The sequence below is a fragment of the Actinomycetospora chlora genome (assembly GCF_039542135.1).
Lineage (GTDB): Bacteria > Actinomycetota > Actinomycetes > Mycobacteriales > Pseudonocardiaceae > Actinomycetospora > Actinomycetospora chlora.
In genome coordinates this window covers 205,085-231,503 of record NZ_BAABHO010000001.1, presented here as the reverse complement: position 1 = coordinate 231,503, position 26,419 = coordinate 205,085, and the positions used below count along the sequence as shown (strand labels likewise).

General features: G+C 72.8%; 24 protein-coding genes. 14 read left to right on the top strand and 10 right to left on the bottom strand.

The genetic code is table 11. The features are described 5' to 3' along the window. Nucleotide 1: 1 nt before the first annotated feature. Genes ABD994_RS01020 through ABD994_RS01005 form a run of 4 tightly spaced genes read right to left on the bottom strand, consistent with a single transcriptional unit; the run spans nucleotide 2 to nucleotide 5,044 of the window. Nucleotides 2–979: an NAD-dependent epimerase/dehydratase family protein gene (locus ABD994_RS01020; RefSeq protein WP_345410402.1), complete on the bottom strand. Its 978-nt coding sequence runs from the start codon at nucleotides 977–979 to the stop codon at nucleotides 2–4. A gap of 17 nt (nucleotides 980–996) precedes the next feature. After that, on the bottom strand, nucleotides 997–2,115 hold the full coding sequence (locus tag ABD994_RS01015; RefSeq protein WP_345410400.1) for a glycosyltransferase family 4 protein: 1,119 nt from the start codon (nucleotides 2,113–2,115) through the stop codon (nucleotides 997–999). Continuing rightward, nucleotides 2,112–4,289: a glycosyltransferase gene (locus ABD994_RS01010; protein ID WP_345410398.1), complete on the bottom strand. Its 2,178-nt coding sequence runs from the start codon at nucleotides 4,287–4,289 to the stop codon at nucleotides 2,112–2,114. Before ABD994_RS01010 ends, ABD994_RS01015 begins: the two co-directional genes overlap by 4 nt. Then, nucleotides 4,286–5,044: a sugar phosphate nucleotidyltransferase gene (locus ABD994_RS01005; RefSeq protein ID WP_345410396.1), complete on the bottom strand. Its 759-nt coding sequence runs from the start codon at nucleotides 5,042–5,044 to the stop codon at nucleotides 4,286–4,288. The genes ABD994_RS01010 and ABD994_RS01005 overlap by 4 nt, the downstream gene beginning before the upstream one ends. A 278-nt stretch (nucleotides 5,045–5,322) precedes the next feature. On the opposite strand from ABD994_RS01005, the gene ABD994_RS01000 reads away from it, so the two are divergent. From ABD994_RS01000 to hepT, 3 genes are read left to right on the top strand one after another with little or no spacing between them, the layout of a single operon-like run. Next, entirely contained in the window at nucleotides 5,323–6,144 is an 822-nt protein-coding gene (locus ABD994_RS01000; protein WP_345410394.1) for a chitosanase, read from the top strand. 26 nt (nucleotides 6,145–6,170) lie between these two features. Beyond that, nucleotides 6,171–6,566: a type VII toxin-antitoxin system MntA family adenylyltransferase antitoxin gene (mntA, locus tag ABD994_RS00995; protein ID WP_345410392.1), complete on the top strand. Its 396-nt coding sequence runs from the start codon at nucleotides 6,171–6,173 to the stop codon at nucleotides 6,564–6,566. After that, complete coding sequence (gene hepT, locus ABD994_RS00990) at nucleotides 6,563–6,985, top strand: type VII toxin-antitoxin system HepT family RNase toxin (protein ID WP_345410390.1); 423 nt, start codon at nucleotides 6,563–6,565, stop codon at nucleotides 6,983–6,985. The genes mntA and hepT overlap by 4 nt, the downstream gene beginning before the upstream one ends. 9 nt (nucleotides 6,986–6,994) lie before the next feature. On the opposite strand, the gene ABD994_RS00985 is transcribed toward hepT, so the two are convergent. Further along, nucleotides 6,995–7,177, bottom strand: coding sequence for a hypothetical protein (locus ABD994_RS00985; protein ID WP_345410388.1), 183 nt, complete (start codon nucleotides 7,175–7,177; stop codon nucleotides 6,995–6,997). A gap of 190 nt (nucleotides 7,178–7,367) precedes the next feature. Here ABD994_RS00985 and ABD994_RS00980 point away from each other — a divergent pair, with 190 nt between their 5' ends. The 10 genes from ABD994_RS00980 (at nucleotide 7,368) to ABD994_RS00935 (ending at nucleotide 18,907) form a co-directional block, all read left to right on the top strand. Then, nucleotides 7,368–8,240 (top strand): SGNH/GDSL hydrolase family protein, encoded by an 873-nt coding sequence (locus ABD994_RS00980; RefSeq protein WP_345410386.1) that lies wholly within the window; start codon nucleotides 7,368–7,370, stop codon nucleotides 8,238–8,240. Between the two features lie 409 nt (nucleotides 8,241–8,649). Further along, nucleotides 8,650–10,125 (top strand): sensor histidine kinase, encoded by a 1,476-nt coding sequence (locus ABD994_RS00975; RefSeq protein WP_345410384.1) that lies wholly within the window; start codon nucleotides 8,650–8,652, stop codon nucleotides 10,123–10,125. Next, the gene (locus ABD994_RS00970) at nucleotides 10,122–10,847 is read left to right on the top strand and encodes a LuxR C-terminal-related transcriptional regulator (RefSeq protein ID WP_345410382.1); all 726 of its coding nucleotides are present in this window, start codon (nucleotides 10,122–10,124) and stop codon (nucleotides 10,845–10,847) included. The genes ABD994_RS00975 and ABD994_RS00970 overlap by 4 nt, the downstream gene beginning before the upstream one ends. Nucleotides 10,848–11,104: 257 nt before the next feature. After that, a complete protein-coding gene (locus ABD994_RS00965; RefSeq protein ID WP_345410380.1) occupies nucleotides 11,105–12,577 on the top strand; it encodes a sugar transferase in 1,473 nt (490 codons plus the stop codon). A gap of 35 nt (nucleotides 12,578–12,612) precedes the next feature. After that, the gene (locus ABD994_RS00960) at nucleotides 12,613–13,578 is read left to right on the top strand and encodes an NAD-dependent epimerase/dehydratase family protein (RefSeq protein WP_345410378.1); all 966 of its coding nucleotides are present in this window, start codon (nucleotides 12,613–12,615) and stop codon (nucleotides 13,576–13,578) included. Continuing rightward, nucleotides 13,565–14,395, top strand: coding sequence for a WecB/TagA/CpsF family glycosyltransferase (locus tag ABD994_RS00955; RefSeq protein ID WP_345410376.1), 831 nt, complete (start codon nucleotides 13,565–13,567; stop codon nucleotides 14,393–14,395). The genes ABD994_RS00960 and ABD994_RS00955 overlap by 14 nt, the downstream gene beginning before the upstream one ends. A gap of 2 nt (nucleotides 14,396–14,397) precedes the next feature. Beyond that, nucleotides 14,398–15,504, top strand: a complete 1,107-nt coding sequence (locus ABD994_RS00950; protein ID WP_345410374.1) for a hypothetical protein — start codon at nucleotides 14,398–14,400, stop codon at nucleotides 15,502–15,504. After that, nucleotides 15,501–16,508, top strand: coding sequence for a UDP-glucuronic acid decarboxylase family protein (locus tag ABD994_RS00945; protein WP_345410372.1), 1,008 nt, complete (start codon nucleotides 15,501–15,503; stop codon nucleotides 16,506–16,508). Before ABD994_RS00950 ends, ABD994_RS00945 begins: the two co-directional genes overlap by 4 nt. 288 nt (nucleotides 16,509–16,796) lie before the next feature. After that, nucleotides 16,797–17,810, top strand: coding sequence for a right-handed parallel beta-helix repeat-containing protein (locus ABD994_RS00940; protein ID WP_345410370.1), 1,014 nt, complete (start codon nucleotides 16,797–16,799; stop codon nucleotides 17,808–17,810). Nucleotides 17,811–18,094: 284 nt separating this feature from the next. After that, the gene (locus tag ABD994_RS00935; protein ID WP_345410430.1) at nucleotides 18,095–18,907 is read left to right on the top strand and encodes a class I SAM-dependent methyltransferase; all 813 of its coding nucleotides are present in this window, start codon (nucleotides 18,095–18,097) and stop codon (nucleotides 18,905–18,907) included. Nucleotides 18,908–18,958: 51 nt separating this feature from the next. Here ABD994_RS00935 and ABD994_RS00930 read toward each other — a convergent pair whose 3' ends face one another. From ABD994_RS00930 to ABD994_RS00910, 5 genes are read right to left on the bottom strand one after another with little or no spacing between them, the layout of a single operon-like run. Then, on the bottom strand, nucleotides 18,959–19,684 hold the full coding sequence (locus tag ABD994_RS00930; protein WP_345410368.1) for a class I SAM-dependent methyltransferase: 726 nt from the start codon (nucleotides 19,682–19,684) through the stop codon (nucleotides 18,959–18,961). After that, nucleotides 19,681–21,099, bottom strand: coding sequence for an O-antigen ligase family protein (locus ABD994_RS00925; protein ID WP_345410366.1), 1,419 nt, complete (start codon nucleotides 21,097–21,099; stop codon nucleotides 19,681–19,683). Before ABD994_RS00925 ends, ABD994_RS00930 begins: the two co-directional genes overlap by 4 nt. Beyond that, a complete protein-coding gene (locus ABD994_RS00920; RefSeq protein WP_345410363.1) occupies nucleotides 21,096–22,691 on the bottom strand; it encodes a lipopolysaccharide biosynthesis protein in 1,596 nt (531 codons plus the stop codon). The genes ABD994_RS00925 and ABD994_RS00920 overlap by 4 nt, the downstream gene beginning before the upstream one ends. Before the next feature lie 9 nt (nucleotides 22,692–22,700). Next, nucleotides 22,701–23,555, bottom strand: a complete 855-nt coding sequence (locus tag ABD994_RS00915) for a glycosyltransferase family 2 protein (protein ID WP_345410361.1) — start codon at nucleotides 23,553–23,555, stop codon at nucleotides 22,701–22,703. Between the two features lie 19 nt (nucleotides 23,556–23,574). Further along, a complete protein-coding gene (locus ABD994_RS00910; RefSeq protein WP_345410428.1) occupies nucleotides 23,575–25,281 on the bottom strand; it encodes a tyrosine-protein kinase domain-containing protein in 1,707 nt (568 codons plus the stop codon). Between the two features lie 185 nt (nucleotides 25,282–25,466). Here ABD994_RS00910 and ABD994_RS00905 point away from each other — a divergent pair, with 185 nt between their 5' ends. Next, nucleotides 25,467–26,417, top strand: a complete 951-nt coding sequence (locus ABD994_RS00905) for a glycosyltransferase (protein ID WP_345410359.1) — start codon at nucleotides 25,467–25,469, stop codon at nucleotides 26,415–26,417. Nucleotides 26,418–26,419: the final 2 nt, after the last annotated feature.

Genomic DNA, 26,419 nt, shown 5'->3' with positions numbered 1-26,419 from the left:
TTCAGTCGGTGTTGCGGTGGGCGCGGGCGAAGGCGTCGCCGAAGCGGCCGGCCTCGAGGCCGGCGAGGACCTCGGCGATGCCGTCGGGGACGGTCATGAGCGTCTCGAAGCCGAGCTCGGCGCGGATGCGGTCGAAGGAGACCTTGTAGTCGCGGGGGTCCTCGGTGCGGGCCACGTAGGACACCTCGCCGCGGTCGGTCTGGCGGCGGATCTCCTCGACGAGGTCGAGCTTGCGGTAGTTCTCCCCCGAGCGCCCGACGTTGAACACCCGCCGTCCGACCCGCTCGACCTCGGTGTCCAGCACGAGCACCACAGCCCGCGCGACGTCGCGGACGTGCGCGTACGGCCGCCAGAACTGCTCGCCGAACACCTCGAGGTGCTTGCCGGCCCAGAGATCGCGGGTGAACTCGTTGACGGTGAGGTCGAAGCGCATCCGCGGCGCGACGCCGTAGACGGTGGCGAAGCGCAGGCACGTCGGCAGCAGGGGCGCGAAGTCGTCCTCGAGCAGCGCCCGCTCGATGCCGACCTTCTGCTCGGCGTACAGGCTCACCGGGGCCAGCTCGCCGTCCTCGGTGATCGGCACGGTCGGGTCGGCCATCCGCCCGTAGTTCGAGCACGTCGACGCGAACACCATGCGTGCCACGCCGGCCTCGCGGGCGTCGCGCACCAGCGCCCGCGACCCCTCGACGTTCACCTCGTGCGCCAGCGCGGGGTCCACCGCGCAGGCCGGGTCGCCGACGATCGCCGCGAGGTGCACGACCTCGTCGACGCCCGCGAGGGCCCGCGCGCGGGCGTCGGGGTCGCGGATGTCGCCCTCGACGAGCTCGACGCCCTGCGCCCGCAGCTGGTCGGCCTGCTCGCGCTGCCCGTGCAGCAGGTTGTCCAGCGCCCGCACGCGCCGGCCGCCGGCGGCCAGCTCCGCGCACGCGAGCATCCCGATGTAGCCGGCACCGCCGGTGACCAGGGCCGTCCGTTCCATCCGTGTCTCCTCGTCGATCACGCGGTCACTCCGGCGAGCACGCCCTCGGCCCGGGCCGCGACGACGTCGCGGTCGTAGGTGGCGACGGCCGCGGCGGCCGCCACCGCACCGTGCCGGGCCCGCAGCTCCGGGTCGTCGCGGTAGCCCGCGAGCACCGTGCGCAGCGCCGCGACGTCGTTCTCCGGGGCGAGGATGTGGCCGCCGTCGGGCGGGATGAGGTCGTGCACGCCCTCGGCGCCGGTGGACACGCACGCCCGCCCGGCCAGCATGGCGAGGATCACCGCCCGCGGGGCGCCCTCGGTGGGCGACGGGCAGAACACCGAGACGTCGAACGCCGACAGCACGTCGGCGACGTCGTCGCCCGGCGTCGGCACGACGTGGAAGCGGTCGCCGAGCGGCGCGGCGTGGCGGCGCAGCTCGTCCTCGGTCTCGCCGTCGCCGGCCAGCACGAGGTGCACGGACGGGTCATCGAGGGCCACCGTCGCGTCGACGACGACGTCGTTGCGCTTCTTCGGGTGGAACCGCGAGATGCACCCGACGACGAACGCGTCGGCCGGGATCCCCAGACGCTCCCGCACCCGGGCCCGGCCCTCCGCGGAGAACGCCAGCTCGTCGGCGCGCATGACGTTGGGGACCACGGCGACCTTCTCGTCGGGCACGCCCACCTCGCGCACCGACCGCCGCGTCCCCTCCGAGATCGCCATGACCGCCGACGCCCGCCGCGCGGCGGCGAGGTACAGCGCGCGCGGCAGCCCCTTGCGCAGCGGGAACGGCACCGGGCCCCACTCGGCCCACACCACGCGCGGCGCGACCCGCCGCGAGAGCAGGCCCGCGAGCAGCTGCTCCTTCTTGTAGTGCACGAGCAGCACGTCGAAGGGGCCGGCGTCGACGAGCGCGCGGTGGATCCCGCGGACCAGCTGCGGCATGCCCAGCACCAGGCGCCGCCAGGTGCGCACCGCGAGCTTCGGGCCGAGGTCGACCGGCTCGACGCGCACGGCGGTCCCCCGCCCGATCCCCGGCTGGTTCGACAGCATCAGCACGTCGTGGCCGCGGGCGGCCAGGGCGTCGAGCAGCTCCACCGCCGCGAACTCCGCGCCGCCGGAGGCGTGCGTCGTCATGACGGAAACGATCTTCATCGGCTCTTCTCCACGGCGTCGAGGAAGTCGCCCCACGGGGTGGCGTAGGGCCGGAGGCGCTCCACGAGCCGCTCCAGGTCGGTCCACCCGTTCGCGGCCTCCCAGCCCCAGTGCAGGACGACCGGGGTCCACAGGCCGGTGCGGGCCTCGAGGTGGCGCTCGAGCTCGGGGAGCACCCCGGCCGCGTCGCCGTAGAGGGGCGGGTGGGACGGCAGGTACGCCGCGCCGCCGCGGAACGTCGGCCCGGGCGGGGCGCCGAGCCGCAGCGTCGACTCCGGTCCGCCGGTGATCACCGGGAAGCGGGCGGCGAGCGCCGGCCACTGGCGCGCGCCGACCGTGTTGAACGGCGGCACCAGCACCTGCGGGTCGATCCCGGCGCGGTCGGCGAGCTCGGCGCGGGCGCGGTCGAGCAGCGCGCCCACCGCAGCCGGCGAGAGGTGCCCCAGCTCGGTGTGCCGGCGCGGGTCGCGGAAGTGCGTGCGGTGCTCGTAGCCGTGCAAGCCGAAGGCGACGCCGTCGGCGGCCATCTCGCGCAGGCGGGCCACCTCGAGGTCGGTGAGCTCCCGCGACGGGCCCTCGCGCTGCTCGGGGTCGGCGGCGAGGCGCGGCACGACGGCCACCAGGTGCGGCACCCCGGCGAGCAGCTCCCGCCACCGCGCGAACGCCGCGTCGTCGTGGCCGTCGGGCTCGCGGGCGGCGAGCCAGTGCGGGTACTCGTCCATGCGCAGCAGCACCTTCGGCGGGCCGTCCGCGGCCTCGCCCAGCACCGCGCGGCGCGCCCGCTGCGCGGGCAGGGTGTGGCGGGTGAAGGCGTCGAAGCGCCCCGCCTTGCGCTCGGCGGCCAGCACCACCCGGCGCGGCAGGGACGGCACGCCGGCGTCGGCGACCGCGGCGGCGACCTCCGGCGCGGCGACGATCGCCTCCTCGGTGACGGTGCCCGCGGCCAGCTCCTCGGCGAAGAGCAGCCGGGCGGTGCGGTGCTCGTCCGCGCTCAGCGCCGGACCCGGCCCGGTCCGCTCCACGGCGGTCACCGCCGCGCTGAGCTCGTCCAGCCGCACGTCCCAGGAGTGCGCCCGGGCCGCCGCCGACCGCCCGGCGCGCGCGTCCGGGGTGTCCGTCGCCAGGGCCTCGTCGACCGCGGCGGCGAACCCCGCGGCGTCGCCGGCCCGGGCGACGGCGTCGACACCGTCGAGCGCGGGCAGCGGCGTCGTCACCACCGGCAGGCCCGCCGCCAGGTACTCGTAGATCTTCATGGGGAAGACCGAGCGGGTCAGGTCGTTGACCGCGTACGGCACGATCCCGACGTCGGCGCCCCGCAGCACCGCGGGCAGGGCGTCGTAGGAGCGCCCGCCGAGCAGGTGGACGTTCGGCAGCGCGGCCAGCGCGCCGACGTCGGTGGACGGGTCGCCGACGCCGACCGGCCCGACCAGCGCCAGGCTCCACGCCGGGCGGGCCCGGGCCAGGTCGGCGAGCAGGTCGAGGTCGAGCTTGGTGGCCACCACCGCGCCGGTGAACACGACCCGGGGCGCGGGCAGGGCGTCGAGCGCGGGGTCGACGGGGCCGGGCTCGAGCGCGGTGGCGAAGAGCGCGGTGTCCGCGACGTTGGGGGCGAACACCAGCGCGCGGGCCTGCGGGCGCAGCCGCTCGGCCAGCGCCGGCGCGGAGGCGACGACGAGGTCCGCCCGCGCCGCGTACCGCTCCTCGGCGGCGCGGAACGAGGCGCCGTCGACGCCCTTCTGCGCCGCGATGTCGTCGACGCAGTGGTAGACGACGGTGTGCGGGTCCAGCGTGGCGAGCAGCTGCTCGGCCTGCGGGACGTAGCTCCAGAGCACGGGGCGGCGCCACCCGCGGGTGGCCAGGCGCACCTGGGCCCGCAGCAGGACGGCGTTGAGCGTCCGCACCCACCCCCGCGAGTGCAGCGGCAGCACCAGCGGCGCGAGGACCCGCAGCCCGTCACGACGGCGGGGACCCGCCAGCCCCCGCCCCAGCCGGCGCACCAGGCGGCGCAGGTCCCGACCGGCGAGCTGGGGGCGGCGCAGCCCCAGCGACTCGACGAACAGCACGTCGTTGTCGCGGGCGAGCCGGCTCATGAGGTGCTGCTGGTTGGTCCAGAGCTCCGCGTCCCACTCGGCGAAGCCGACGCAGACGATCGCCCGCCCCTGCAGGCGGGTCACGCGGTCTCCGGCTCGGCGGGCAGGAGGCGCGGGCGCATGCGCTCGAACTCCTCCATCGCCTGCTCGTAGTCCTCGTGGCGGCCGATGTCGAGCCAGTAGGCGTCGGGGCGCCAGGCCTCGACCCGCTCGCCGGCCTTGACCAGGCGCAGCACGAGGTCGGGGAAGTCGAGGCGCTCGCCGGCGTCGATGTACGCGAGGACGTGCGGCGAGAAGCAGTAGACGCCCATCGACGCCTCGTACTCCATGCTCGGCTTCTCGACGTAGTCGGTGACGCGGGCGCCGTCGTCGGCGTCCTCGAAACGCATGACGCCGAGCGAGATCTGCACCGTCCGCGTCGTCACCGCGACCGTGGCGGCCGCACCGCAGCGGACGTGGTGGTCGAGGAGCGCGCGGTAGTCGAGGTCGGTGAGCACGTCGCCGTTCATGACGAGGAACGGCTCGTCGAGCCCGTCGATGAGCGCGAGGGCGCCGACGGTGCCCAGCGGCTCCTGCTCGCGGTGGTAGTCGACGGCCAGCCCGTACGCCGACCCGTCGCGCAGGAACGCCTCGATCAGCTCCGCGAGGTGCCCGGTGGCCAGCGTGACGTGCGTGAACCCGTCCCGGCCCAGCTGGCGCAGCACGATGTCGAGGATCGGCCGGTCGCCCACCGGCATGAGGGGCTTGGGCAGCACGGCGGTGTAGGGCCGCAGCCGTGTCCCGCGGCCCCCGGCGAGCACGACCGCGCGTGCGGTGCCCGGCGTCGCTGTGTGGTCCACCCGCTGCCTCCCCTGCGCGATCCGGTGAACGGCACCGGTCCGCGTCGATCTCCGATGGACCGCGACGACCTCCCCCGGTCGACGGAGCGCGACCACGCCGGCCGTCGTCGTCCCACCTTCGAGCGACACGAAATTATCACGGGGAAATGACGAAGCAATTTCTCGTCGAATGGGCACGATGTCGTTTTCGACGGTGTTTGCGCCCGATTGTCGTGGCCCTCCGCCCGGCCCTGGGCCCCATGGCCTAGCGTCTCGCCGGTGACGGAGCCGCCAGCCCGATGAACCCCCGCCTCCTCCTGGCCCTCGCCCTGGCGATCGGCACCGTGCTCGCCGGATGCGGGTCGCACGAGGCGGCCGCGGTGCCGCCGGCCGGCCTCGACGACCCCGCGCACCGCCGCGTCGCCGAGGCCGTCATCTCGAGCTTCGAGAACTCCAGCACCGACCTGCCCTACGCGGCCGCGCAGCGCCTCGACGACGGCCGCGGCATCACCGCGGGCCGCGCCGGGTTCACCAGCGGCACCCACGACCTGCTGCTCGTCGTGCAGCGCTACGAGGCCCTCGCGGGCACGTCGACGCCGCTGCACCGCTACGTGCGCCCGCTGCGGGCGATCGACACCCAGGTGGCCGACGGCGGCGACGGGGACGACACCACCGGACTCGGCGGCTTCGAGGCGGCGTGGGCGTCGACGTCGCGCAGCGACCCGCGGCTGAACCAGGCCCAGGACGCCGTCTACGACGACCTCTACTTCCGCCCCGTCATGGACCAGGCGCGCCGCGCCGGCGTCACCACGGCGCTCGGCCAGCTCGCCCTGCTCGACACCGGCATCCAGCACGGCACCGGTACGGGCCCCGACGACCTCGGCACGATCGTCACCGAGACCGGGCCGCTCGCCGGCGACGAGCCGGGCTGGCTGCGACGGTTCCTCGAGAACCGCCGCCGCCACCTCGAGCACCCCGCCTACGCCGAGACCGCCGAGGTCTGGCGCGAGTCGCTGCCGCGCGTCGACACCCTGGAGCGGTTCGTCGACCAACAGCGCTTCGACCTCGCCACACCCGTCGACTGGACCTTCGCGGGGCAGCGGTTCAGCGTCCCCGGCTAACGTCGGCCGCGCGGTAACGTGCGCGCGTGCCGACCGCCGAGCTCCCCGAGATCGCGGCGGCGGTCGACGGCCTCCCGGGCGGGGACGGGCTCGACGTGCTCGTGCTGCACGGATCGCGGGCGCGGGGGGACGCCGGGCCGGCGTCGGACTGGGACTTCGGCTACCTCGCCCGCGACGAGGTCGATCCGGTCGCGCTGCTCGCCGCCCTCGTCGACGTCCTCCACACCGACGCCGTCGACCTCGTCGACCTGGCGGCGGCCAGCGCCCTGCTGCGGTTCCGCGCGGCGCGGGACGGGGTGCTCGTGCTCGAACGCCGACCCGACGCCTTCCTCTCCTTCCGCCTCGAGGCCGTGACGTTCTGGTGCGACGCCGGGACGGCGATCCGGGCCGCGCAGGCCGACGTCATGTCCTCGCTGGGATGAGCCGCGCCGTCGACGGCGAGCTCCTCGCCGAACGCACCGCGACCGTCCTGGCCCACCTGGACCGCGTCGCCGAGCACCTGCCCGACGACCCCGCGGACCTGCGGCCGATGACGTCGGCGACCGACACCGTCGTCCTGCACCTCTGGCAGGCGATCCAGGTCGTCATCGACCTCTCCGCCGGGACCTGCGTACGTCTCGGCCTCGGCAGCCCGCCGACCTACGGCGACGCCTTTCGGCTCCTCGCCGACGCCGACGTCATCGACGACGAGCTCGGCGAGCGCCTCGCCCGCGCGGCCGCGTTCCGCAACCTCCTGGTGCACGCGTACGGGCGTCTCGACCTGCGGCGCGTCCACGCCATCGCGCGGACCGGGCCCGACGACCTCCGCGCCTTCCTCTCAGCGCTCCGCGACCAGGTCTGACGCGCCGGCTCAGACCCCGAGGCTGACGTGCAGGTCGATCCCCAGCAGCACCAGCGGCCAGAGGAAGAGCGCGAGGAGGAACGAGACGAGCGACGAGAGGTCGGTGATCCCGTAGCCGTTGGAGAGGGCCACGACGAGGCCGACGATCAGATAGACGACCGTGCCCAACGACACGCTGCGGCGTCCGCGCATCTCCCACACTCCTGATCTCGACGGGGCGGTCCAGCAAACACCGACGACGGTGCGGTGACGACACCGGGTCGGCCGATCGCGTGACCCGGCCCTGCTCCGGTCGTTGGGCCCGACGACGCGCCGCCCTGCTCCCCTGGCCGGCGCCGGCCCGGCGCTCCCCCCGGGCCCCCGGCCGGAAGGACCTCCGTCGATGCTGCGGCGTGCGCTGCTCGTGCTCGTGACCGTGCTGGGGATCGCCGCCGTCGGCGTCCCGGCCTTCGCCTGGGAGGGCGGCGACGAGCCCGGCGCCGGCGGCGGCCCGGTCGAGTACGTGAACATGGGCGACAGCTACAGCGCCGGTAGTGGCGTCCAGCCGCCCGCGATCGGCGCCCCGCCGCAGTGCCTGCAGTCGGCCCGCAACTGGGGCCACGTCCTCGCCGCGCGCTGGGGCTACGAGCTGACCGACGTCTCCTGCGGCGGGGCCCAGACGAAGGACTACACGACCTCGCAGTACCCGGGCGTCCGGCCGCAGGTCGCGGCGCTCTCGGCGTCCACCGACGTCGTCACGATGACGATCGGCGGCAACGACGGCGGCGTGTTCATCGACGCCATCCGCTCCTGCGGCACGGCGGCGGCCACCACCGCCGGCACCGGCAACCCCTGCGAGCGGCAGAACGGCAGCCGCTTCACCGACACCATCCGGGACGACACCTACCCCGCGATCGTGCGGGCCCTGGAGACCGTCAAGGCGGCCGCCCCGAACGCGCGGATCGCCATCGCGGGCTACCTGCAGATCCTCCCGGCGCAGCGCGGCTGCTACCCGATCATGCCGGTCGCCACCGGCGACGTGCCCTACCTCAACGACATCGAGGCCACCCTCAACGACGCCGTGCGCCGCGCCGCCGCGGCCGCCGACGTGACCTTCGTCGACGTGACCCCCGCGTCGCAGGGCCACGACGCGTGCCAGCCGATCGGCACCCGGTGGATCGAGCCCGTCGTCGGCGGCACCAACCCCGTCGTCGTGCACCCCAACGCCCTCGGCGAGCGGGCCATGGCCGACCTCGCGGCGGCCAAGCTCGGCTGATCGGGCCACCACGACCGCTTCGCAGGTTGGCCTGCAAGGAAGGCCATTCAGGCCAACGCCGTTGCACCATCCCTCGGAGGCACTAAGCCATCCCTCTCACATTCCGTCACATTTGGCCGTAGTAACTCGTCAGTAGGGCCAAAAGTGTTGCAGCGATCCTCGTTTGGATCACTCTCCGCTGCTAGCGTCGCTGGCCGCAGGGCTTCGCGGGGGAGCAGCGCAACCGGATTTGTCGGGGATTCGGTTGGCCACATCGCGCTTCCGACCGGACCCGGGCAGGTGGTGTCGGAAGCACGAGTGTCGGGTGGGGCGTAACCAGCACGTCCCGTCGCGGGGAGTGGCGATGCGCGGGCGGGATGGAACGGGATCGATCCCCGACGAGACGCCGGCGGCACGAGCCGAGAGGTCCGTGACCGCCGTGGTCGAGCGGAGCCGGGGTGGTGGGAGCGCACGGCGCCTCGCCCTCGCGCTCGGGGCCGCAGCTGTCCTCCTGGCGCTCGGGTCCTCCCTGGACCACGGACTGAAGAGTCACGACCTGACCGTGGTGCTCGCCCTGGCCGCCGCGGGGTCCGGCGCCGCGGCGGCGCTGCTCGCGGTCTTCGCGGCTCGCCTCAACGCCGACCACCGGGCGGGCTGGGTCGCCATGGCGCTGGCGTGCTACGGCCTGCTGGCGATCCCGGCGTCGACGATTGCCGCGCTCGATCCGAACCCCGCCGCTCTGGGCGTGCGCGTGCTCGCGGACGGACTCGTCACGGGCCTGCTGCTGACCGCTGCGATCGCGCCGCCCCGGCTCTCCCCGTGGCGCGTCGGCGCCGCCCTGCTCGTCGTCGCCGTCGCCGTCCTGGCCGCGGCCGCGCTGGGCTCGGCCTTCCCGGCCGCGCTCGACGCCGTGGCGACGTCCGTGCCGGTGACGGTGGGTCTGGCCGCGGCGTGGAGTGCCGCCGGCATCGCGATCGCGGTCCGCGCCGCCCACGGCGACGACAGCGGCCTGTGGCTCGTCGGCATCGGGATCGCCCTGCTCGGCGGGGCCCGGGCGCTGCGGGCGACGACGTTCGGGTGGCCCGTGCTCGACGACGCCGCCGTCTCGGGAGGTTTCCGGCTCGCCGCGATCGCCTTCGTCCTGGGCGGCGCCCTCCGCATCGCGTGGCAGGCACTGGCCCGGTTCGAGACCCGGCACGACACGCTCGAGGAGGAGCTCCGGCTCGCCGAGACCCGGCTCGCCCGCACCGCCGAACGTGATCACGAGCTGCGCAACGGCCTGGCGGGGCTCGCGGGCGCGACCACCCTCGTCGACGGGCGCTGCCCGGACCCGCAGCGGCTGGGCACCGTCGTGGCCTCCGAGCTCAGCAGGCTCGACGACCTCCTGCAGACCCCCATCGACGTCGCGGCGGCGGCCCCGACGACCCCCTACGCCGTGGCCCCCGTGCTGCACGGGCTGGTGACGCTGCGCGGCTCGACGGGGATGGACGTCCGGCTGGCCGTCGAGCCCGGCCTCCACGCGCTCGGGTCGCCCGCCACCCTTGCCCAGGTCGTCACCAACCTCCTCGCGAACGCCGCGCGGCACGCCGCGGGGAGCCCCGTCGAGATCCTCGCCGTCCGCCACGAGGACCGGGTCGTGGTGCGGGTGCGGGACTTCGGTCCGGGGCCGACCCCCGGCGCCGAGGAGGCGGTGCTCGCCCGGGGCGTGCGCGACCGTGCTGCCGGTGGCCTCGGCCTCGGCCTCTACGTGTGCCGCCGGCTCCTTGCGGACGAGAACGGCACGCTCGCGCTGGGCTCGGCGGGTCGCGGCGAGCACGGTTGCGTCGTGACGGTGGATCTCCCGGCGGCGCCACCCCCGGCCTGCGCCGCCGCCCTGGCCGGACCGGAGTTGCGGAGCGCCTCGTGACGAGCGAGCTCGCCGGTCGTGCTCCTCGACCGGTGAGCGCGGACTACCCGGTCGTGATCATCGACGACCACGAGCTGTTCAGCACCACGTTGACGATGGCGCTGCGCAACGAGGGGTTCGACGCCCGCACGCTCCCGGTCGCCGAGAGCCGGTCGTTCGCGACCCGGCCCGCGATCCACCCGGCCGGGCTGGTCGTCCTCGACCTCGACCTGTCCCGCGACGCCGACGGCCAGTACGTCCACGGCGCCGACCTGGTCGGCGGACTGCGGGCCGCGGGCTGGAAGGTGCTCGTGGTCAGCGGCAGCAGTGACACCCCCGGCGTCGCGGCGGCCATCGCGGCCGGCGCGATCGGGTCGGTCCCCAAGTCGCGCTCGTTCGGCGTCCTCCTGGGAACCGTGATGGACGCCGCCGCCGGGGTCCGGGTGATGTCGGACGCCGAGCACCAGGAGTGGCTCGAGCGCCACCGTCGCTACCTCGCGCAGGAGCGGGAGCTGTCCCGGCGTCTGGCCCGGCTGAGCTCCCGCGAGCGCGAGGTCCTCGAGCTCCTCGCCGCGGGGATGCGCGCCGCGACCATCGCCGAGCACTTCGTGGTGAGCATGCCGACGGTCCGCACCCAGATCCGGTCGCTGCTGGCCAAGCTCGAGGTGGGCTCGCAGCTCGAGGCGGTGGCCCTGCTGCGCCAGCTGCCCGACCCTCCCGAGCGCTCGAGACGGGGCTCCTGAGCGGTCGGCGATCGCGTCCGGACAGTTTCATCAGTCTTCACGATGCGCGGCGACACCATCGCCGGTCACCCCGGAGCCTCTCCCTCGACGCCGTTCTCCGTATGTCGCCGAACGGTTCCGCTCCGCCACTCCACGAGCCTCCACGAGAACGTCGCCCTCCGAGCTCCGGCGCCAATCGTCATTCTTGACGACCGACATCCCGCCACCGGACTGCAACGATTCTCAAGAATTCACCGAGTGGCGGGAGGAGGTCGGGCGTGGGCGTCACCGAGGCTGACACGGACCGCGAGGCCCCCGACCGGCCCCTGGTGGTGCGCTCCTCCCGGAGGGCGTGGGAGCGCCGCTACGTCCGGACCGTCGTCGGAATCGACGCCGTCGCCGCCCTGGTGGCCGGCATGGCGGCGTACGGCATCCGCTGGGGCGATCCCGCGGCGCCGGGTCCACGGTGGGAGTACGTGGCGCTGAGCGCGGGCCTGCCCCTGCTGTGGCTGGCGGCGATGTCGGCCGCTCGCGCCTACGAAGCCCGCTTCCTGTCGGTCGGGTTCGAGGAGTTCCGTCGGGTCCTCGCCGCCGCGGTCGCCGTGATCGCAACGGTCGCGACCGTGTCCTGGGCGACGAAGGCGGAGACCGCGCGCGGCTACGTCCTCGTCGCCCTGCCGCTGGCGACGGCTCTCACGCTGCTGGGCCGCTACCTGCTCCGCAAGTGGGTGCACCGCGAGCGACGCCGCGGTTTCGCCCTGAGCGACGTCCTCCTCGTGGGCCACGCGAGCACGGGCGCCGAGCTCGTCCGGCAGATGCGCCGCGATCCCCACCACGGGATGCGGATCGTGGGGGCGTGCGTCCCGGGCGGCGGGGACACCCCTGACCTGGCCGCGCTGGGCGTGCCGGTCCTGGGCGGCTTCGAGGACGTCGACCTCGCGGTCCGGCTGACCTCGGCCGATGCCGTCGCCGTGCTGCCCTGCCCGGAGATGGACGGGGCCGCCCTGCGGGTGCTGTCCTGGAGCCTCGCCCGGTCGGGGATCGACCTGCTCGTGGCCTCGGCGCTGCTCGACGTGGCGGGTCCGCGGATCGCGATCCGCCCGGTCTGCGGGCTCCCCCTGCTGCACGTCGACGAACCCCAGCTGGCGGGCGGCCGCCGCGTGGCGAAGGCACTCCTCGACCGGCTGGTCGCCCTCGTCGCGCTGGTCGTGCTCTCGCCCCTGCTCCTGGCCATCGCGCTCGCGATCCGGCTCAGCAGTCCGGGGCCGGCGATCTTCCGCCAGGCCCGGGCCGGCTGGCACGGGCGCGAGTTCACGATGTGGAAGTTCCGCACGATGGTCCGCGACGCCGAGGCGCAGCGGCCCGGGCTCGACGCGCTGAACCGGCACGGGACCGGGGAGCTGTTCAAGATCTCCGCCGATCCGCGCGTCACGCGAATCGGGCGGTGGCTGCGCCGCACGTCGCTCGACGAGCTGCCCCAGCTCGTCAACGTGCTGCTCGGCCAGATGTCGCTCGTCGGTCCGCGCCCGCTGCCGGTCACCGACCGGCGCTACGAGGGCGAGGCACGGCGGCGGTTGTTCGTGAAACCCGGCCTGACCGGCCTCTGGCAGATCAACGGCCGTTCCGACCTGGACTGGGAGGAGTCGGTGCGCCTGGACCTGCGATACGTCGAGCAATGGTCGCTCGCGCTCGACGCTCTGATCATCTGGAAAACGGTGTTCGCGGTGGCCAGGGGCCGCGGCGCGTACTGACCGACGAAGACGACAACGCACACCGGGAGGTCGCCGTGGAACGAGTGTGTGTCACGGGAGCGGGTGGATTCATCGGACACCACCTCGTCACGTTCCTCAAGGCAAAGGGCTACTGGGTCCGCGGGGTCGACCTGAAGTACCCGGAGTACACCAACGTGGACGCCGACGAGTTCGAGCTGCTCGACCTGCGCCGCTGGGACGCCGCGTTGCAGGCGACGCGGGGGGTCGACCACGTGTACGCCCTCGCGGCGGACATGGGTGGGATGGGCTACATCTCCACCCACCATGCGGAGATCCTGCACAGCAACTCCCTCATCAACCTGCACACCATCGACGCCGCGCGGATCCACGGCGTGCAGCGCTACCTCTACAGCTCGTCGGCCTGCATCTACCCGGAGTACCGGCAGACGGTGACCGACGTGGTGCCGCTCAAGGAGAGCGACGCCTACCCGGCCCAGCCCCAGGACGCGTACGGGTGGGAGAAGCTCTTCAGCGAGCTGCTCTGCTCCTACTACGCCGACGAGCACCCGATGCAGACCCGCATCGTCCGGTTCCACAACGTCTACGGCCCGTACGGCACCTACGACGGCGGCCGGGAGAAGGCGCCGGCGGCGCTGTGCCGCAAGGTGGCACTCGCCGGGGACGGCGGCCGCATCGAGATCTGGGGCGACGGAGCCCAGACGCGGTCGTTCTGCTACATCGACGACTGCGTCGAGGGCATCTACCGGATCATGCAGTCCGACTTCGCCGAGCCGCTCAACCTCGGCACGGACGAGATGGTGTCGATCGCGGAGCTCGCGCACGTCGTCGCCGAGGTGGCCGGCAAGCGCGACATCGGGCTGGAGCACGTCGCCGGTCCGCAGGGGGTGCGGGGACGCAACTCCGACAACTCGCTGCTGCGCGAGGTCCTGGGGTGGGAACCGACGACGTCGCTGCGCGACGGGCTCTCCCCCACCTACCAGTGGATCGAGAAGAGGCTGACCAGCGGTGAGCGCACCTGACCAGCCCGGTCCCCCACGGGTCGACGTGCTCGGTGTGGGGATCAGCTGCCTCACGCTCGAGTCCGCGGTCGAGGAGGTGTCGGGCTGGGTGGTCCGCGACGACCACCGCTACGTCTGCGTCACCGGCGTGCACGGCGTGATGGAGTGCCGGCGCGACCCCGAGCTCGCGCGGATCCACAACCGTTCGGGGCTGACGACCCCGGACGGCATGCCGATGGTGTGGTCGGCCCGGTGGGCCGGCCGGCGCGACGTCTCCCGCGTCTACGGCCCGGACCTGATGGCGGTGGTCCTCGCCCGGGCGGTGGAGCGGGGCTGGTCGTCGTTCTTCTACGGCGGCGGCCCCGGGGTCGGCGAGCTGCTCGCGGAGCGACTCTCCGCGCGGTTCCCCGGGCTGCGGATCGCCGGCACGTGGACGCCGCCGTTCCGCCCGCTGCGCCCGGACGAGGACGCCGAGGTCGTGCGGGTCATCAACGCGTCCGGTGCGCAACTGGTCTGGGTCGGCCTGAGCACGCCGAAGCAGGAGCGCTGGATGGCCGAGCACGTGGGGACGTTGCGCGCCAACGTCCTCTTCGGCGTCGGGGCCGCCTTCGACCTCCACGCCGGCACCGTTCCCCAGGCTCCTCGCTGGGCGCAGCGCAGCGGGCTGGAATGGGCGTACCGGCTGGGCCGGGAACCGCGGCGGCTGTGGCGTCGCTACCTGCGCAACAACCCGGCCTTCGTCCTCGACATCCTGGCCCACCCGCCGCGGCCGGTCAGGACCATCCCCGACCCGGCCGGCACGGTCGGGTCCGGTTCCAGGGCGGGAGCACCGCGATGACCGTGACGACTCAGAGGCCGGACGTCCGGCCGACCTTCTCCATCGGTGAGGTGGTCGAGGTGAAGCCGGCCGAGGAGATCCTCGCCGGCCTCGACGAGCGTGGTGAGCTCGACGCGCTGCCGTTCATGCCGGAGATGCTGCCGTTCTGCGGCCGGCGCTTCGTCGTGGACTCGATCGCGCACAAGACCTGCGACACCGCCACCTGGACGGGCCTGCGCCGGCTGGAGGACACCGTCCACCTGACCGGTCTCCGGTGCGACGGCCAGGCACACGGCGGCTGCCAGGCGGGGTGCCTGATCTTCTGGAAGACGGCCTGGCTCACCCGCGTCTCCGGGCCGACGCAGGACCGGAACGGGTCGACCCCGATCCCGCTGCAACTGCGGGCGCCGGAACCCTCGACGCCGGGTGTGTCGCCGCCGCCGTCGGCGTGCTCCGGCTGCACCCCGGAGAGGCTCACCGAGGTGGCCCACGGCGCGTGCCGCCCGCGGGAGGCCGGCTCCGACGAGCCCGTCTACTCGTGCCAGGCCACCGAGCTGACCCGGGCGGCGCCGGTCGGCATCCCCCTCTGGGACGTGACGCAGTACGTGCGGGACGTCCGTTCCGGCAACGCGCCCGCCCGCCAGGTCCTCCGTGGCATCGCGATCGGCGCCTTCAACCGGATGCAGGACCTCACGCGCGACAAGCTGCCCGAGAGGCTCCGGATCCGCGGGGGGCGGCGCTACCCCTTCATCCGGGGCACGGCGCACCGGACGCCCGTCGAGAGCCTCGGCCTCCAGCCCGGCGAGTGGGTCAGGGTCAAGTCCCTCGAGCAGATCAGCGCGACCCTCAACGCGGAGAACCTCAACCGGGGTATGGCCTTCGACCGGGAGCAGCTCAAGTACTGCGGCCGGACAGCCCGGGTACTGCGTCGGGTCGAGCACATCATCGACGAGTCGACCGGACGGATGCAGACGATGAAGACCCCCTGCATCGTCCTGGCCGACGTCGTCTGCACCGCCGACTACCACCGCAGCTGCCCGCGCCGCGTCTACGCGTACTGGCGGGAGATCTGGCTGGAGCGGGTCCCGACACCCCTGACCGCATCACGAGCAGCAGGAGACAACCCATGAGACGTCGTCGCGCGGTCGTCACGGGAGGTGCGGGTTTCCTGGGCTCGCACCTGTGCGAGCGACTCCTGCAGGAGGGCTACGAGGTCGTCTGCCTCGACGACTTCTGCACCGGGACCTCGGCCAACGTGGAGCACCTCCTGGAGGACAGCCGGTTCCGGCTCGTCCGGGCCGACGTCACCGACTACATCCACGTGTCCGGGCACGTCGACGCCGTCCTCCACCTGGCATCCCCGGCGTCACCCATCGACTACCTGCAGCTGCCGCTACAGACTCTCAAGGTGGGCTCGATCGGCACGTTGCACTCCCTGGGCCTGGCCAAGGACAAGCGGGCCCGGTTCCTGCTGGCCTCCACATCGGAGTCGTACGGCGACCCGCTCGTGCATCCACAGCCCGAGACGTACTGGGGCAACGTCAACCCGGTGGGTCCGCGCGGCGTGTACGACGAGGCCAAGCGGTTCGCGGAGGCGACGACGATGGCCTACAGCAGTGCCTGCGGGGTGGACACGACCATCGCGCGCATCTTCAACACGTTCGGACCCCGCATGAGGCCCCGGGACGGCCGGGCCATCCCGACGTTCATCGGACAGGCCTTGCGGGGCGAGCCGCTCACCGTCGCCGGCGACGGGAGCCAGACCCGGTCGGTGTGCTACGTCGACGACCTCATCGAGGGCCTCGTCCGGCTGCTGCGCTCCGACACGGCCGGGCCGGTGAACATCGGCAACTGCGGCGAGATGAGCGTGCTCCAGCTCGCTCGCCTGATCATCGACCTCACCGGCTCGAGCTCGGACATCAGCTTCGTCGAGCGCCCGCAGGACGATCCCACCGTTCGTCGGCCCGACATCACGCTCGCCCGCACCATTCTCGGCTGGGAGCCCGTGGTGGACGTCCGGGAGGGACTGCGGCGGACCATCGAGTGGTTCCGCAGCGAGAGCGTCGGGGTCGAACCGGTGTTTGTCCCCCTCCCCAGCGAGCCGCCCCTCCTGGCGGACTCGCGGGTCGGCTGACGTGCCCCGGGCGCGGGAGCAGGCCGGCACGACAGCGGCTGACCACACCGGGAAGCAGCCTGCCGGGTGACGTGGCGACGCCCCGACGAGAGCCGTGCTGACGCGACGTCCCTGCCCGCCGGACGCCGGCGGCGGAGATGGGCGCTCACCGCGGCCCTCGTCGTGGGCCTGGCCGCAGCGGACGCCTTCTCGCCCCGTCCGATCGACTCGTCAGCCCAGCCACCCCGGGCGTCCGCCGTCACGACGACGGACCCGGCGCGGGCCTCGAGGTGTGTCGCGGACGCCGGTGTGGCGATCGGCCCTGAGGACGACGCGCAGACTGTGTTGGACCGCCACCCGCCCGGTACCACCTATCTCGTCGAGGCCGGCATCCACCTGCGGAACTTCGCTGTTCAGCCGAAGTCGGGCGACGTGTTCTGCGGGGAGCCGGGCGCCGTTCTCGACGGTGAACGGCGCCTCCGGTCGGCTTTCTCGGGCGGCGCTCTCGACGTGACGTTGGATTCGATCACGGTGCGGGAGTACGAGAGCGGCAGGCAGGGCGGGGCCATCCAGCCCGACGCCCGCGCGACCGGCTGGGTCGTCCGCAACATCACCGCGGTGCAGAACTCGTGGGCCGGCCTTCTCGCCTCCGACGGCATGACGATTCTCGGCGGCCACTACAACGACAACGACCAGATGGGGGTCGGCGGAAATGCGACCACCGGGATCCTCCTGGACGGTCTGGACACCGATCCGGCCACCATCGACGGGCCGGAGCTGGCCGACAACCACGCGCTGCACGCCCCCTGCGAGTTCGAGGGCGGAGGGATGAAATGGGATGTCGGGCAGGTGGTCATTCGCAATGCCCACGTCCACGACAACGACTGCCGGGGCCTCTGGGCGGACATCAACGCCCACGATGCGCTCATCGAGCACAACCTCGTGGAGGGCAACCACGCCGAAGGCATCTACTACGAGATCAGCCGGACCGGCGTGATCCGTGACAACCGGGTGTTCCGCAACGGGCTCGTGGCCCCCGCGTGGAACGGCGGCGGCATCACGGCGGCCTCCAGTTCCGACGTCGAGGTCTCCGGCAACCGCCTGTCCGGCAACCAGAACGGGATCACCGGAACCCAGCAGGACCGGCCCGAGGCGACCCCGCCCCCTCACCTGCTCGACCGTTTCCACGTCCACGACAACCTGATCTGCGCCACGCCCGACGGGGGGACGCCAACGGGCGTCACCGCCGACAACAGCGCCGACCTCGCCGCGCGTGATATCACCTTCACGGCCAACACCATCCAGTCGGCGGCCTGCGAGTAGCCGACCGCGGCGGGCCCGTGCAGATCGCGAACGACGAGCTCGGCGGGGCGATCGCATCGAGGAGCTGGCGATCCTGCTCGCCCCTGCCTCGCCGCAGGGCCCGTCGATCCCCCGGACGGAATTGCTGAGCGGGCCGTCCCGCCGAGACAGAAATGGATCACCACTGTATCGCTCGCAGAGATCGGAAATACTTCCTCGTCTTCGCGAAGACACATGCCCGGACCGTGTCGGATTTTGCGCCTCTCCGATCAAGCTCTCACATGCTACGGTCGGGTGTGGCCGAAATGACTCGCACGATCAAGGAATGGTCCCTCAACGTTGAGGCCGCCTTCCAGAGAGCGTTGGCCACGTGTGGCGGCACGCAGTCCGAAGAACGCATCTCGGCGGACGCACAGGACTACTGGAGTGGCCCGGACACGGACAGGTGGCGTGCGAACTCGCATTGGCGCGACGCGCAGATCTTCGCGGACGGCGACCTCTGGCACCACCTCGGCGCCCAGCACCTCGCGATGCTCGAGCGTGGTGCACGTGCCGTGGACTTCGCCCGTCCCTGGGATCGAGTGATCGAATGGGGGTGTGGCGGCGGAGCGAACGCAGTGCACTTCGCGAGCCGCGCCAACGAGTTCATCGGTGTCGACGTCTCGGGCGACAGCGTCACGGAGTGCGGCAATCAGGTCGCCGCGGTCTGCGACACCAGGTACGTGCCCGTGACCATCGAGGTCTCGCGGCCGGAGCGGGCGATCGACGACGTCGGTGCCGGCACCTGCGACATCTTCCTCAGCTTCTACGTGTTCGAATTGATCCCCACCCAGCACTACGGTGAGCGGTTGCTCCGCATAGCCCACCAGCTCCTGGCGCGTGGGGGCCTTGCACTCGTGCAGATCAAGTACGACGACGGGCGATGGTGGACGCGTTCCCGCCACCGCGCCTACCGCTCCGGTCTCGCCCGGATGACCACCTACACGATCAGCGGTTTCTGGCAGCTCGGCGAGCGCTGCGGCCTCGAACCCGTGTCGGTCGAGCTGGCCCCCGACAACGAACTCGACGGGCGCTACGCATACTTCCTCTTCTCGAAGCCCTACTCGGACCACTCGTAGACGAGCCCGACGCGGGCTGCGGTGGGGCTCGCGTCCAACCCTGCGGCCGCTCTACCGCTGTGGGCCGCCCAGCACCCGGTCCGGCTGCGCCACGCGGCGGTCGTCCCGGCTCGTCTCCCCGTCCGGTCGACGTCCGCTCCTGACGGCCATGAACGACTTCGACAGGCCGAGCACCCGCTCGTGCCAGATCTCGGCCTCCGGGAACAGCCGGCCGAGATCCTGCTTGGTCAGCAGACGGACCTCCTCGACGAAGTGCGCGCAGTCCTCCCGGGTCGGCCTGGTGAGGAGCCCCCAGACCGTGAAGTTGCGCAGCAGCCGGGCTCGCGCCCGCTGGGGGAGCCAGTGGATGAACGGCGTGAGCAGATGTGGCTCGATGAGGAAGCGCTGGTTCGGGACCTGGACGTAGTACCGCGGCGCGACCCGACGACACTCGTCGGCGAACCGCCGCTGGTTCTCGAACGTGAAGAGGTGCTCGATCAGGGAGTTGCTGAAGACCAGGTCGAACGCGTCGTCCTCGAACGGCAGGCGACACGCGTCGCCCAGTACGGCATGCAGGTTCGGGCTCCGCTCGATCTCCGCGGCGTCCTCGGCGTCCGGCGGCAGGATGTTCACCAACACCACGTCCGGCCGGACGGGCAGGAGCTCCCAGATGTGGTGGGACCCTCCCACGTCGAGGATCCGCGTGCCGGAGTCGATCTCGAACTCCTCGGCGAAGCGGTACATGCGGCGCAGCCGGAACTGAGGGCTCAGATGCGCGTAGAGGCGTGCGATCTTCATGAGTCGACCTCCGCGCGGGGCCGCCCCGATCCACTGGCACGGTCGCTCACCACATCACCTCTCGTTGAGCCGGACTCCGGATCGTCTCGGTGCGTCCGATCGGACCTGACCCGGTCGCGCACCCCGACCGGCCCCGGCAGGCACGGGCCCGGTGCACGTCTGCGCACACCCGCGACGGCGACGGCGATCGCGATGCCGGTCACGATCCCCTGTTCCAGACCGGGGACCCAGGTCAGATCCCAGATCACCTGCATGGCCAGCAGCGGTGGAAGCATGCTGGGGTCCAACAGGCCGCCGCCCCGGACCGGGACCCGCCACAGCCTGCGCAGCAGGCCGACGGTGAGGGCGAGGAGGGCGAGGAGCCCTCCCACGCCCGCGCGGATCATCGTCTCGATGTAGAAGTTGTGCGGATGGGCCTCGACGGTGGAACCTTCCACCACGCGGGAGAACCCGCTGCCGAACGGCTCGCCGACGAGCCAGTTCACCGGGCTGGCCGACCAGCTGTCGACGAGATCGGACCAGCCCTCGATCCGCCAGGTGACCGACCCGGTGCTCGTGACCGTCCCGTGTGCAGCCTGGTCGCGCGCCAGCACGTCCCCGGCGAAGACGGCGAAGGTGATCGCGGAGGCGGCCACCACCAGCGCGACGGCGCGCGCCGACGGCCTGCGCCCCCGCAGCAGCAGCACCGCCACACCGACCAGGATCGCCAACCACACGGTCCGGCGGTCGAGCACGACGATCACGACCAGCAAGACCGCTCCCAGCACCCGGATCCATCGAGGCTGCCCCCGCCGCAGCCAGAACGGGATCGTCAGGAGCAACGGTCCGGCCAGGAAGAACGCGTACGGCCCGTCGAGTACGCGTACTGCGGTGTCCACCCCGAAGCGTTCGGCCGGGACACCGAGGTCGATACCGCCGAACACGTCGAGCCAGCGGACGCACGCCAGCAGGCTCATCAGGACCGCCGTGCCCAGCCAGATCCGCCCGATGCGGTCGTAGAGCTCGAGGGACGGCCGGAATGTCGCCATGTACAGGGCGGCACCGGCGAAGAAGAGGTACTGACGGGAGTCGTTGACGGCCGTCGAGACCCCGTGCGCGGCGATCCCCAGCACCAGCGACGCGAGCAGCAGGGTGCCCAGCATGATCAGCCAGTACTGGTGACGGCCGAACCGGCGGAGCCTCAGGCACCTGGCCAGCGCCGCGGCGAGCACGAGGACGACCACCACATCGGTGACGCCCACCCGCATCCCGCCCAAGCGGACCGACGGGACGTCGAAGACGAACGCCGCCTGCACGATCGCCGAGAGGAAGACGAGGCCGGCACCGATGTCGGCGCGTCTGATCACCAGGTCCAGCAGGGCGAGACCGAAGGCCGCGACGACCACCGCAGCGAGGCCGAGCAGCAGGACGCTCACGGCCGCTCCTCTCCGACGGCCTCGTCCGGCCGGCCCAGGACCAGCGCCGCGGCACGCCGGCGTCGGCTTCGGGGAGGGCCGAGCAGCTCGGCCGCCGCGAGCCGGTACCGCAGGTCGGCACGGATGGACGGCACGGGACACACCCGGACGGACAGGGCCAGCGCGAGCGCTGCAGCGACGATCTCGGAGACCAGCAGGACGATCGACGGGGAGCCGGCCAGCCACCAGCCAACGGCGGCGACGGCCAGCGCGACGCCGCCACCGGCGAACAGCGCCGGGACGTGGGCTCGCCACATCCACGACGCCGACAGTCCCAGCACGCGCCGGACGAGCCCGAGATAGCCGAGGTAGCGCAGCAGTTCCGCCGCCGCGACCGCTGCGGCGATCACCCACAGGCCGTGCGCGGTGAACGGCAGCGCGACCAGGATGAGCGCGGCGAGCACGAGGAGGTACCCGACCTGCACGACGACGGAGCGGTTCAGGTCCGCACGCGCCTCGACCAGGGACTGGGACAGTTGCGATAGGGCGTGGCAGCCCCCGGCCAGAGCGAACCACGGGACCAGCACGGCGGCCTGCCCCCACTGTGGTCCGAGCACGACGGCGACCAGGTCCGGCGCCGCGACGGCCATACCGGCGCACATCGGGACGACCAGCACCGCGGCGAGCGACGTCACGCTGAAGTAGCCCCGGCGCAGCCGCGCCGCGTCCTGCTGGACCCGGCTGAAGGTCGCGAACGCCACATTGGACAGCGCCGCGGACAGGTAGTAGCCCAGCGGCTGGACCACGATGTAGTAGGCCCGGCTGTACTGCCCCAGCATCGCCGTACTGGCGATACGCGCGACCGTGAAGGTGTCGAGGTTGCTCCCGATGTAGTCCAGGACGTGGGCGAGCGAGAGCCGGGTCCCGTAGCTGCACACCGTCCGGTACGGCGGCCAGTGCAGCACGGGCCGGACAGGGTGGCGCAGGACGGCGAACTGCCACACCGCCTGGACCATCGTCGCGGAGACGGTCGCCGCCACGAGGCTCCAGACCCCCGCGCCGAGCAGCGCCAGGCCGACACCGATCACGAGATAACCGGCCACGTAGGAGCCGACCGTGATCATCGACAGTGCGCGGAAACGCAGCTCGCGCCGCAGCAGGCCGAGGCCGGTCATGGACCAGCCCACGAACACGAACGACACGCCCAGACCACGGACGACCGGCACCACCTCGGGCGCATGGAACAGCCCGGCGACGGCCGGGGCCAGCAACCAGACGAGCCCGAGACAGACCAGCCCGACCACGGCGCCGGCCGTGGAGGCGGCACGGATCTCCTCGTCGCTCAGGTCGGGTTTCTGCACCAGCGCGGAGGCCAGTCCCATACGGGCGAAGTACTGACCGAACAGCACGACGAGGTTCGCGATCGCCATCAGACCGAACGCCGTGGGCCCGAGCAGGCGGGAGACCGTCGCGGTGAACGCGAGGTTGGCGACCACGAGCGCCACGGTGGAGAGGGCAGACCAGCTCAGGCCGGATGCGGCCCGGCCGGTCAGGCTCGCCCGGCCCGCCACGGCGGGCGCGCCGTCTCCGGCGTCGGGTCGCGACGTGTCCACCCTCCCGACCTATCGGACGTCGGCGACGGCGGAGCGGACGCGGGTTCGCTCGACGATCAGGGCGAGCCCCCTGCGCACGTACGGGCTCAGCCAGTAGACGAACCACATGCGGCCCGCCCAGCGATGGGCGAAGACGAGCCACGGCCGGGGTGCCAGCTCCTTCGCCGACCACAGCCGCCCCAGCTCACGCTTCAGGGGCTCCTGGTCGGTCCGGCGCCGTGAGTGCGAGGCGCACACCCCGACCGTGCCCGGGGCGACCCAGATCCCACAGCCTGCGGCGCCGGCTCGCAGCCCGTAGTCGAAGTCGCCCATCTGCTGGACGTAGGCAGGGTCGATGTTGCCGATCCGCTCGACCACGGCCCGGGAGACCAGGACGACGTTGCCGTTCATCGTCTCGCACCGCTGCGGTTCGTCTCCGGGTGGCACCAACGTCCACTTCATCCGGCGCCGGCGGTCGAGCCGGGTGCGCCCCCCGTAGGTCGGTTCCCCGGTGTCCGGATGGCGGGTCGTCCCGACCACGATGACGGGCCCGTGACCGCGCTCGCGGAGTTCCTGCTCGGTGCGCACGAGTACCGCAAGGACACCGTCATCGACGAGCGCCGTGTCGTCGTTCATCCACAGGTAGTAGTCGTAGTCGTCCGCCATGGCCGCTTCCAGGGCGCGGCGCATGCCGCCGCTCCAGTACTGGTTGCCGTCGCCGTGGAGCAGCCGGACCGACGGATGGCGGCGTGCCACCGCCTCGGCTGTGCCGTCCGTGCTCGCGTCGTCCAGGACGACGATGTCGAGAGTGCCCCCGGGCAGGCGTTGAGCAGCCAGGTCGTCCAGACACTCGAGCGTCAAGGCGCAGCGGTCGTGGACCGCCATGACGGCAGCGACACGCATCTCAGACGGCGTCCTCTCCCCGTCCCGCAGCCCAGCGCCAGAGGTGGGTACGGGGGCCCCGGCCGCCGACGTCGGCGTAGGGCCGCTTCGACAGCCCGCGGTTCAGCAGGTAGCCGACGAGCGGGGTGTCGGTGAAGGCGAGCCGCTCGCGGGCCCGTCGCAGGTCGGACAACGAGGTCCCCCGGTTGACGACGAGCAGGACGGCGTCGGCGCGGTCGGCGATCGCCACGGTCTCCGAGACGTCGAGCAGGGCCGGGGTGTCGATCAGGACGATGTCGGCCGGCTCATCCGAGGGGCTGATCAGCTCGCTGAAGGCGTTCGAGCGGACGAAGACGGCCGGGTGGTGCCCGTTGCGCTCGCTCGGGCCGTCCTGCTCGCCCGAGCCGTTCTGCGAGACCGTCCCGACGAGGGCGACCGCAGGGGCCTCTTCGCCGGCGTGACCGAGGTCGATCACCTCGGAGTGCTCACCGCCGTCGCCCCACAGCCGCGACAACCGTCGTGTGCGCTCGTCGGCATCGACCAGACGCACCGTGCGCCCCTCCCGCCGCGCAGCGCGCGCGAGGTTGAGGACGGTCACGGTCTTCCCGTCGCCCTGCCCGGCGCTGGCCACGGCGACGACCTTGCCGCCCACCCGGGAGAGGGCATGCTCCAACGAGGCCAGGACGAAGTGGTATGCCTCGGCCGCTACGGGATCGAGCTCGCCCGGCGGAGTGCGCGGTCCGCCCGTCCCGCGCAGCTCCGCGCCGAGCTGCGGCGTCTCACCGAGCAGCGGGACCCCGAGGATCGCCCCGGCATCCTCCTCCGCCTCCACGCGGCGGTCGCGCCCCGCGGCCCACCATGCCCAGCCGCCCGCCAGGACGAGGCCGAACAACCCGCCCAGCAGCGCGAGCAGCGCCGGCGCAGGTTGCGATGACGTCGTGGGCGGGCTCGCCTGCTGGAACGTTTCGACGCCCGATCCGTAGAGCGCGGCCTGGGCGGCGACGTCATTCTGGTTGGCCTGCAGGGCGCCGATCATGTCGGCCACGTACAGCGCCTGTCGCTCCAGGGCCGCCTGCTCGGTGCCGCTCGCCCGCGCGGCCCGCGCCTTGAGGGAGTCGAGCTCGACGTTGCGCGGAGCGATGACGTCCTGGAGGTGCCTGATCGCCGCATCCGTGGCCGCCGCGAGGCGCTCGCCGCTCACCTGTACGTAGGCGGTGCCGACGGCGTTCGCCAGGGCCGCGGCCTCGACGGGGTCGTCCGAGGAGGCATGAATCGTGACGGAAGCGAGATCGGTCGACGGCGCCACCGTCACGGTGGACCTGAGGTCCGAGGCCGCCCCGCCTCGGCCGAGAATCTGCAGTGCCCGCCCGAACACCGTGTCCGAACCGGCGAGCGAGGCCTGGGTGGCCATGAAGAGGGTGTGGTCGCCGGTCCCGGAATGGTTGAAGTCCTTCAGGGTCAGGACCGCGGGGCTCCCGGGATCGCGTAGATAGAGGTCCGCCTGCGCCTCGTACTGGGCCGGGAGCGCCAGCGACGCGGCGAACCCCAGGACGGCACAGGTCACGACGGCGGCGACGATGACGAGCCGGTACCGCCACAGAGAGCGGACAAGACCCGGTCCACCGGTCCAGGGACTATCGTCGTCGGCCGCCCCCGAGGTTCCGGACCCTGTCAGCTGGTGATTCGTCTCCACTCTCACCCCTCCCGGCGCACCCTCCCTGCGCACCATCGTCACGGCTCGGCCGTCCCGGCGAATCGTCAAAGTTGGGGGCGCCGCCCGTCTCTCCGGAAGCAGCCGGGACGCGAAAATTGGGTAAACCGCTGGGCGTCGATGGACCCCGCGAACGAGGCGTGCCTAATCTCCACGTCACCTCGGTCGCTCGACGGCCGTGCGCCCGGAAGGGGGCCGTGCGAGTGCCCGCCGACGTGGCCGTGCTGATCGTCGCCTTCAACCGACCCGACAAGACCCGTCGGGTGCTCGAGGCCGTCCGGGCCGCGGCGCCACGGCGCCTCTACCTCGCCGCCGACGGGCCGCGCGCGCACGTCCCCTCCGACGCCGAGCTCTGCGCCGCGACCCGCCGGGTGCTGGAGCAGATCCCCTGGCCCTGCGAGGTGCGGCGGCTGTACCGGCCGACCAATCTCGGCTGCAAGCGCGGCGTGGCCGGGGCGATCGACTGGCTGCTCACCCACGAGGAGAGCGGCATCATCCTCGAGGACGACTGCCTGCCGGGGCCCGACTTCTTCCCGTTCTGCGCGGAGCTGCTCGACCGCTACCGCGACGACAGCGACGTCATGATGATCGGCGGGTTCAACGACTTCGGCTCGTGGGACGCCGCCGGGGACAGCTACCTCTTCACCCATACGGCCCCGATCTGGGGCTGGGCGACGTGGCGCAGCGCCTGGGACCGCTACGACCCCGCGATGAGGGCCTGGGCGGACTCCGAGGCGCGGGCGGTGGTCAGATCGCGGACGTCGGCCGCCGAGTACCGCCTGTTCGGCGGGAAGTTCGACGGCGTGTACGAGGGCCGCATCGATTCGTGGGGGTTCGCCTGGACGCTGGCGATCCTGGTCAGCGGGGGCCTCTCGGTGATGCCCGCCGACAACCTCGTCACCAACATCGGCTTCGACGGCGAGGCCACCCACACCCGGTGGCGGCGGGAGGGCGAGGTGCCCACGCGCCGGATGCCCTGGCCGCTGCGGCACCCCACGTCGACGACGCCCGACGAGGCATTCGAGCGCGCGCTGTTCAGGAAGCGCTTCGCCGTCGGGCGACGCCTCGTCGCGGCGCTCCCCCCGCCGGCCCAGGAACGCGTCCGGGCGGCCGTGTACCGCCTGGCCGCCGCGGTGCGACCCGCAGCGCCCTGACC

Coding starts and splice junctions, on each gene's coding strand:
- ABD994_RS01020 (WP_345410402.1), bottom strand. CDS start 979: ATGGAACGGACGGCCCTGGTCACCGGCGGTGCCGGCTACATCGGGATG.
- ABD994_RS01015 (WP_345410400.1), bottom strand. CDS start 2,115: ATGAAGATCGTTTCCGTCATGACGACGCACGCCTCCGGCGGCGCGGAG.
- ABD994_RS01000 (WP_345410394.1), top strand. CDS start 5,323: ATGAACCCCCGCCTCCTCCTGGCCCTCGCCCTGGCGATCGGCACCGTG.
- hepT (WP_345410390.1), top strand. CDS start 6,563: ATGAGCCGCGCCGTCGACGGCGAGCTCCTCGCCGAACGCACCGCGACC.
- ABD994_RS00985 (WP_345410388.1), bottom strand. CDS start 7,177: ATGCGCGGACGCCGCAGCGTGTCGTTGGGCACGGTCGTCTATCTGATC.
- ABD994_RS00980 (WP_345410386.1), top strand. CDS start 7,368: ATGCTGCGGCGTGCGCTGCTCGTGCTCGTGACCGTGCTGGGGATCGCC.
- ABD994_RS00945 (WP_345410372.1), top strand. CDS start 15,501: ATGAGACGTCGTCGCGCGGTCGTCACGGGAGGTGCGGGTTTCCTGGGC.
- ABD994_RS00935 (WP_345410430.1), top strand. CDS start 18,095: ATGACTCGCACGATCAAGGAATGGTCCCTCAACGTTGAGGCCGCCTTC.
- ABD994_RS00930 (WP_345410368.1), bottom strand. CDS start 19,684: ATGAAGATCGCACGCCTCTACGCGCATCTGAGCCCTCAGTTCCGGCTG.
- ABD994_RS00915 (WP_345410361.1), bottom strand. CDS start 23,555: ATGGCGGTCCACGACCGCTGCGCCTTGACGCTCGAGTGTCTGGACGAC.
- ABD994_RS00910 (WP_345410428.1), bottom strand. CDS start 25,281: ATGGTGCGCAGGGAGGGTGCGCCGGGAGGGGTGAGAGTGGAGACGAAT.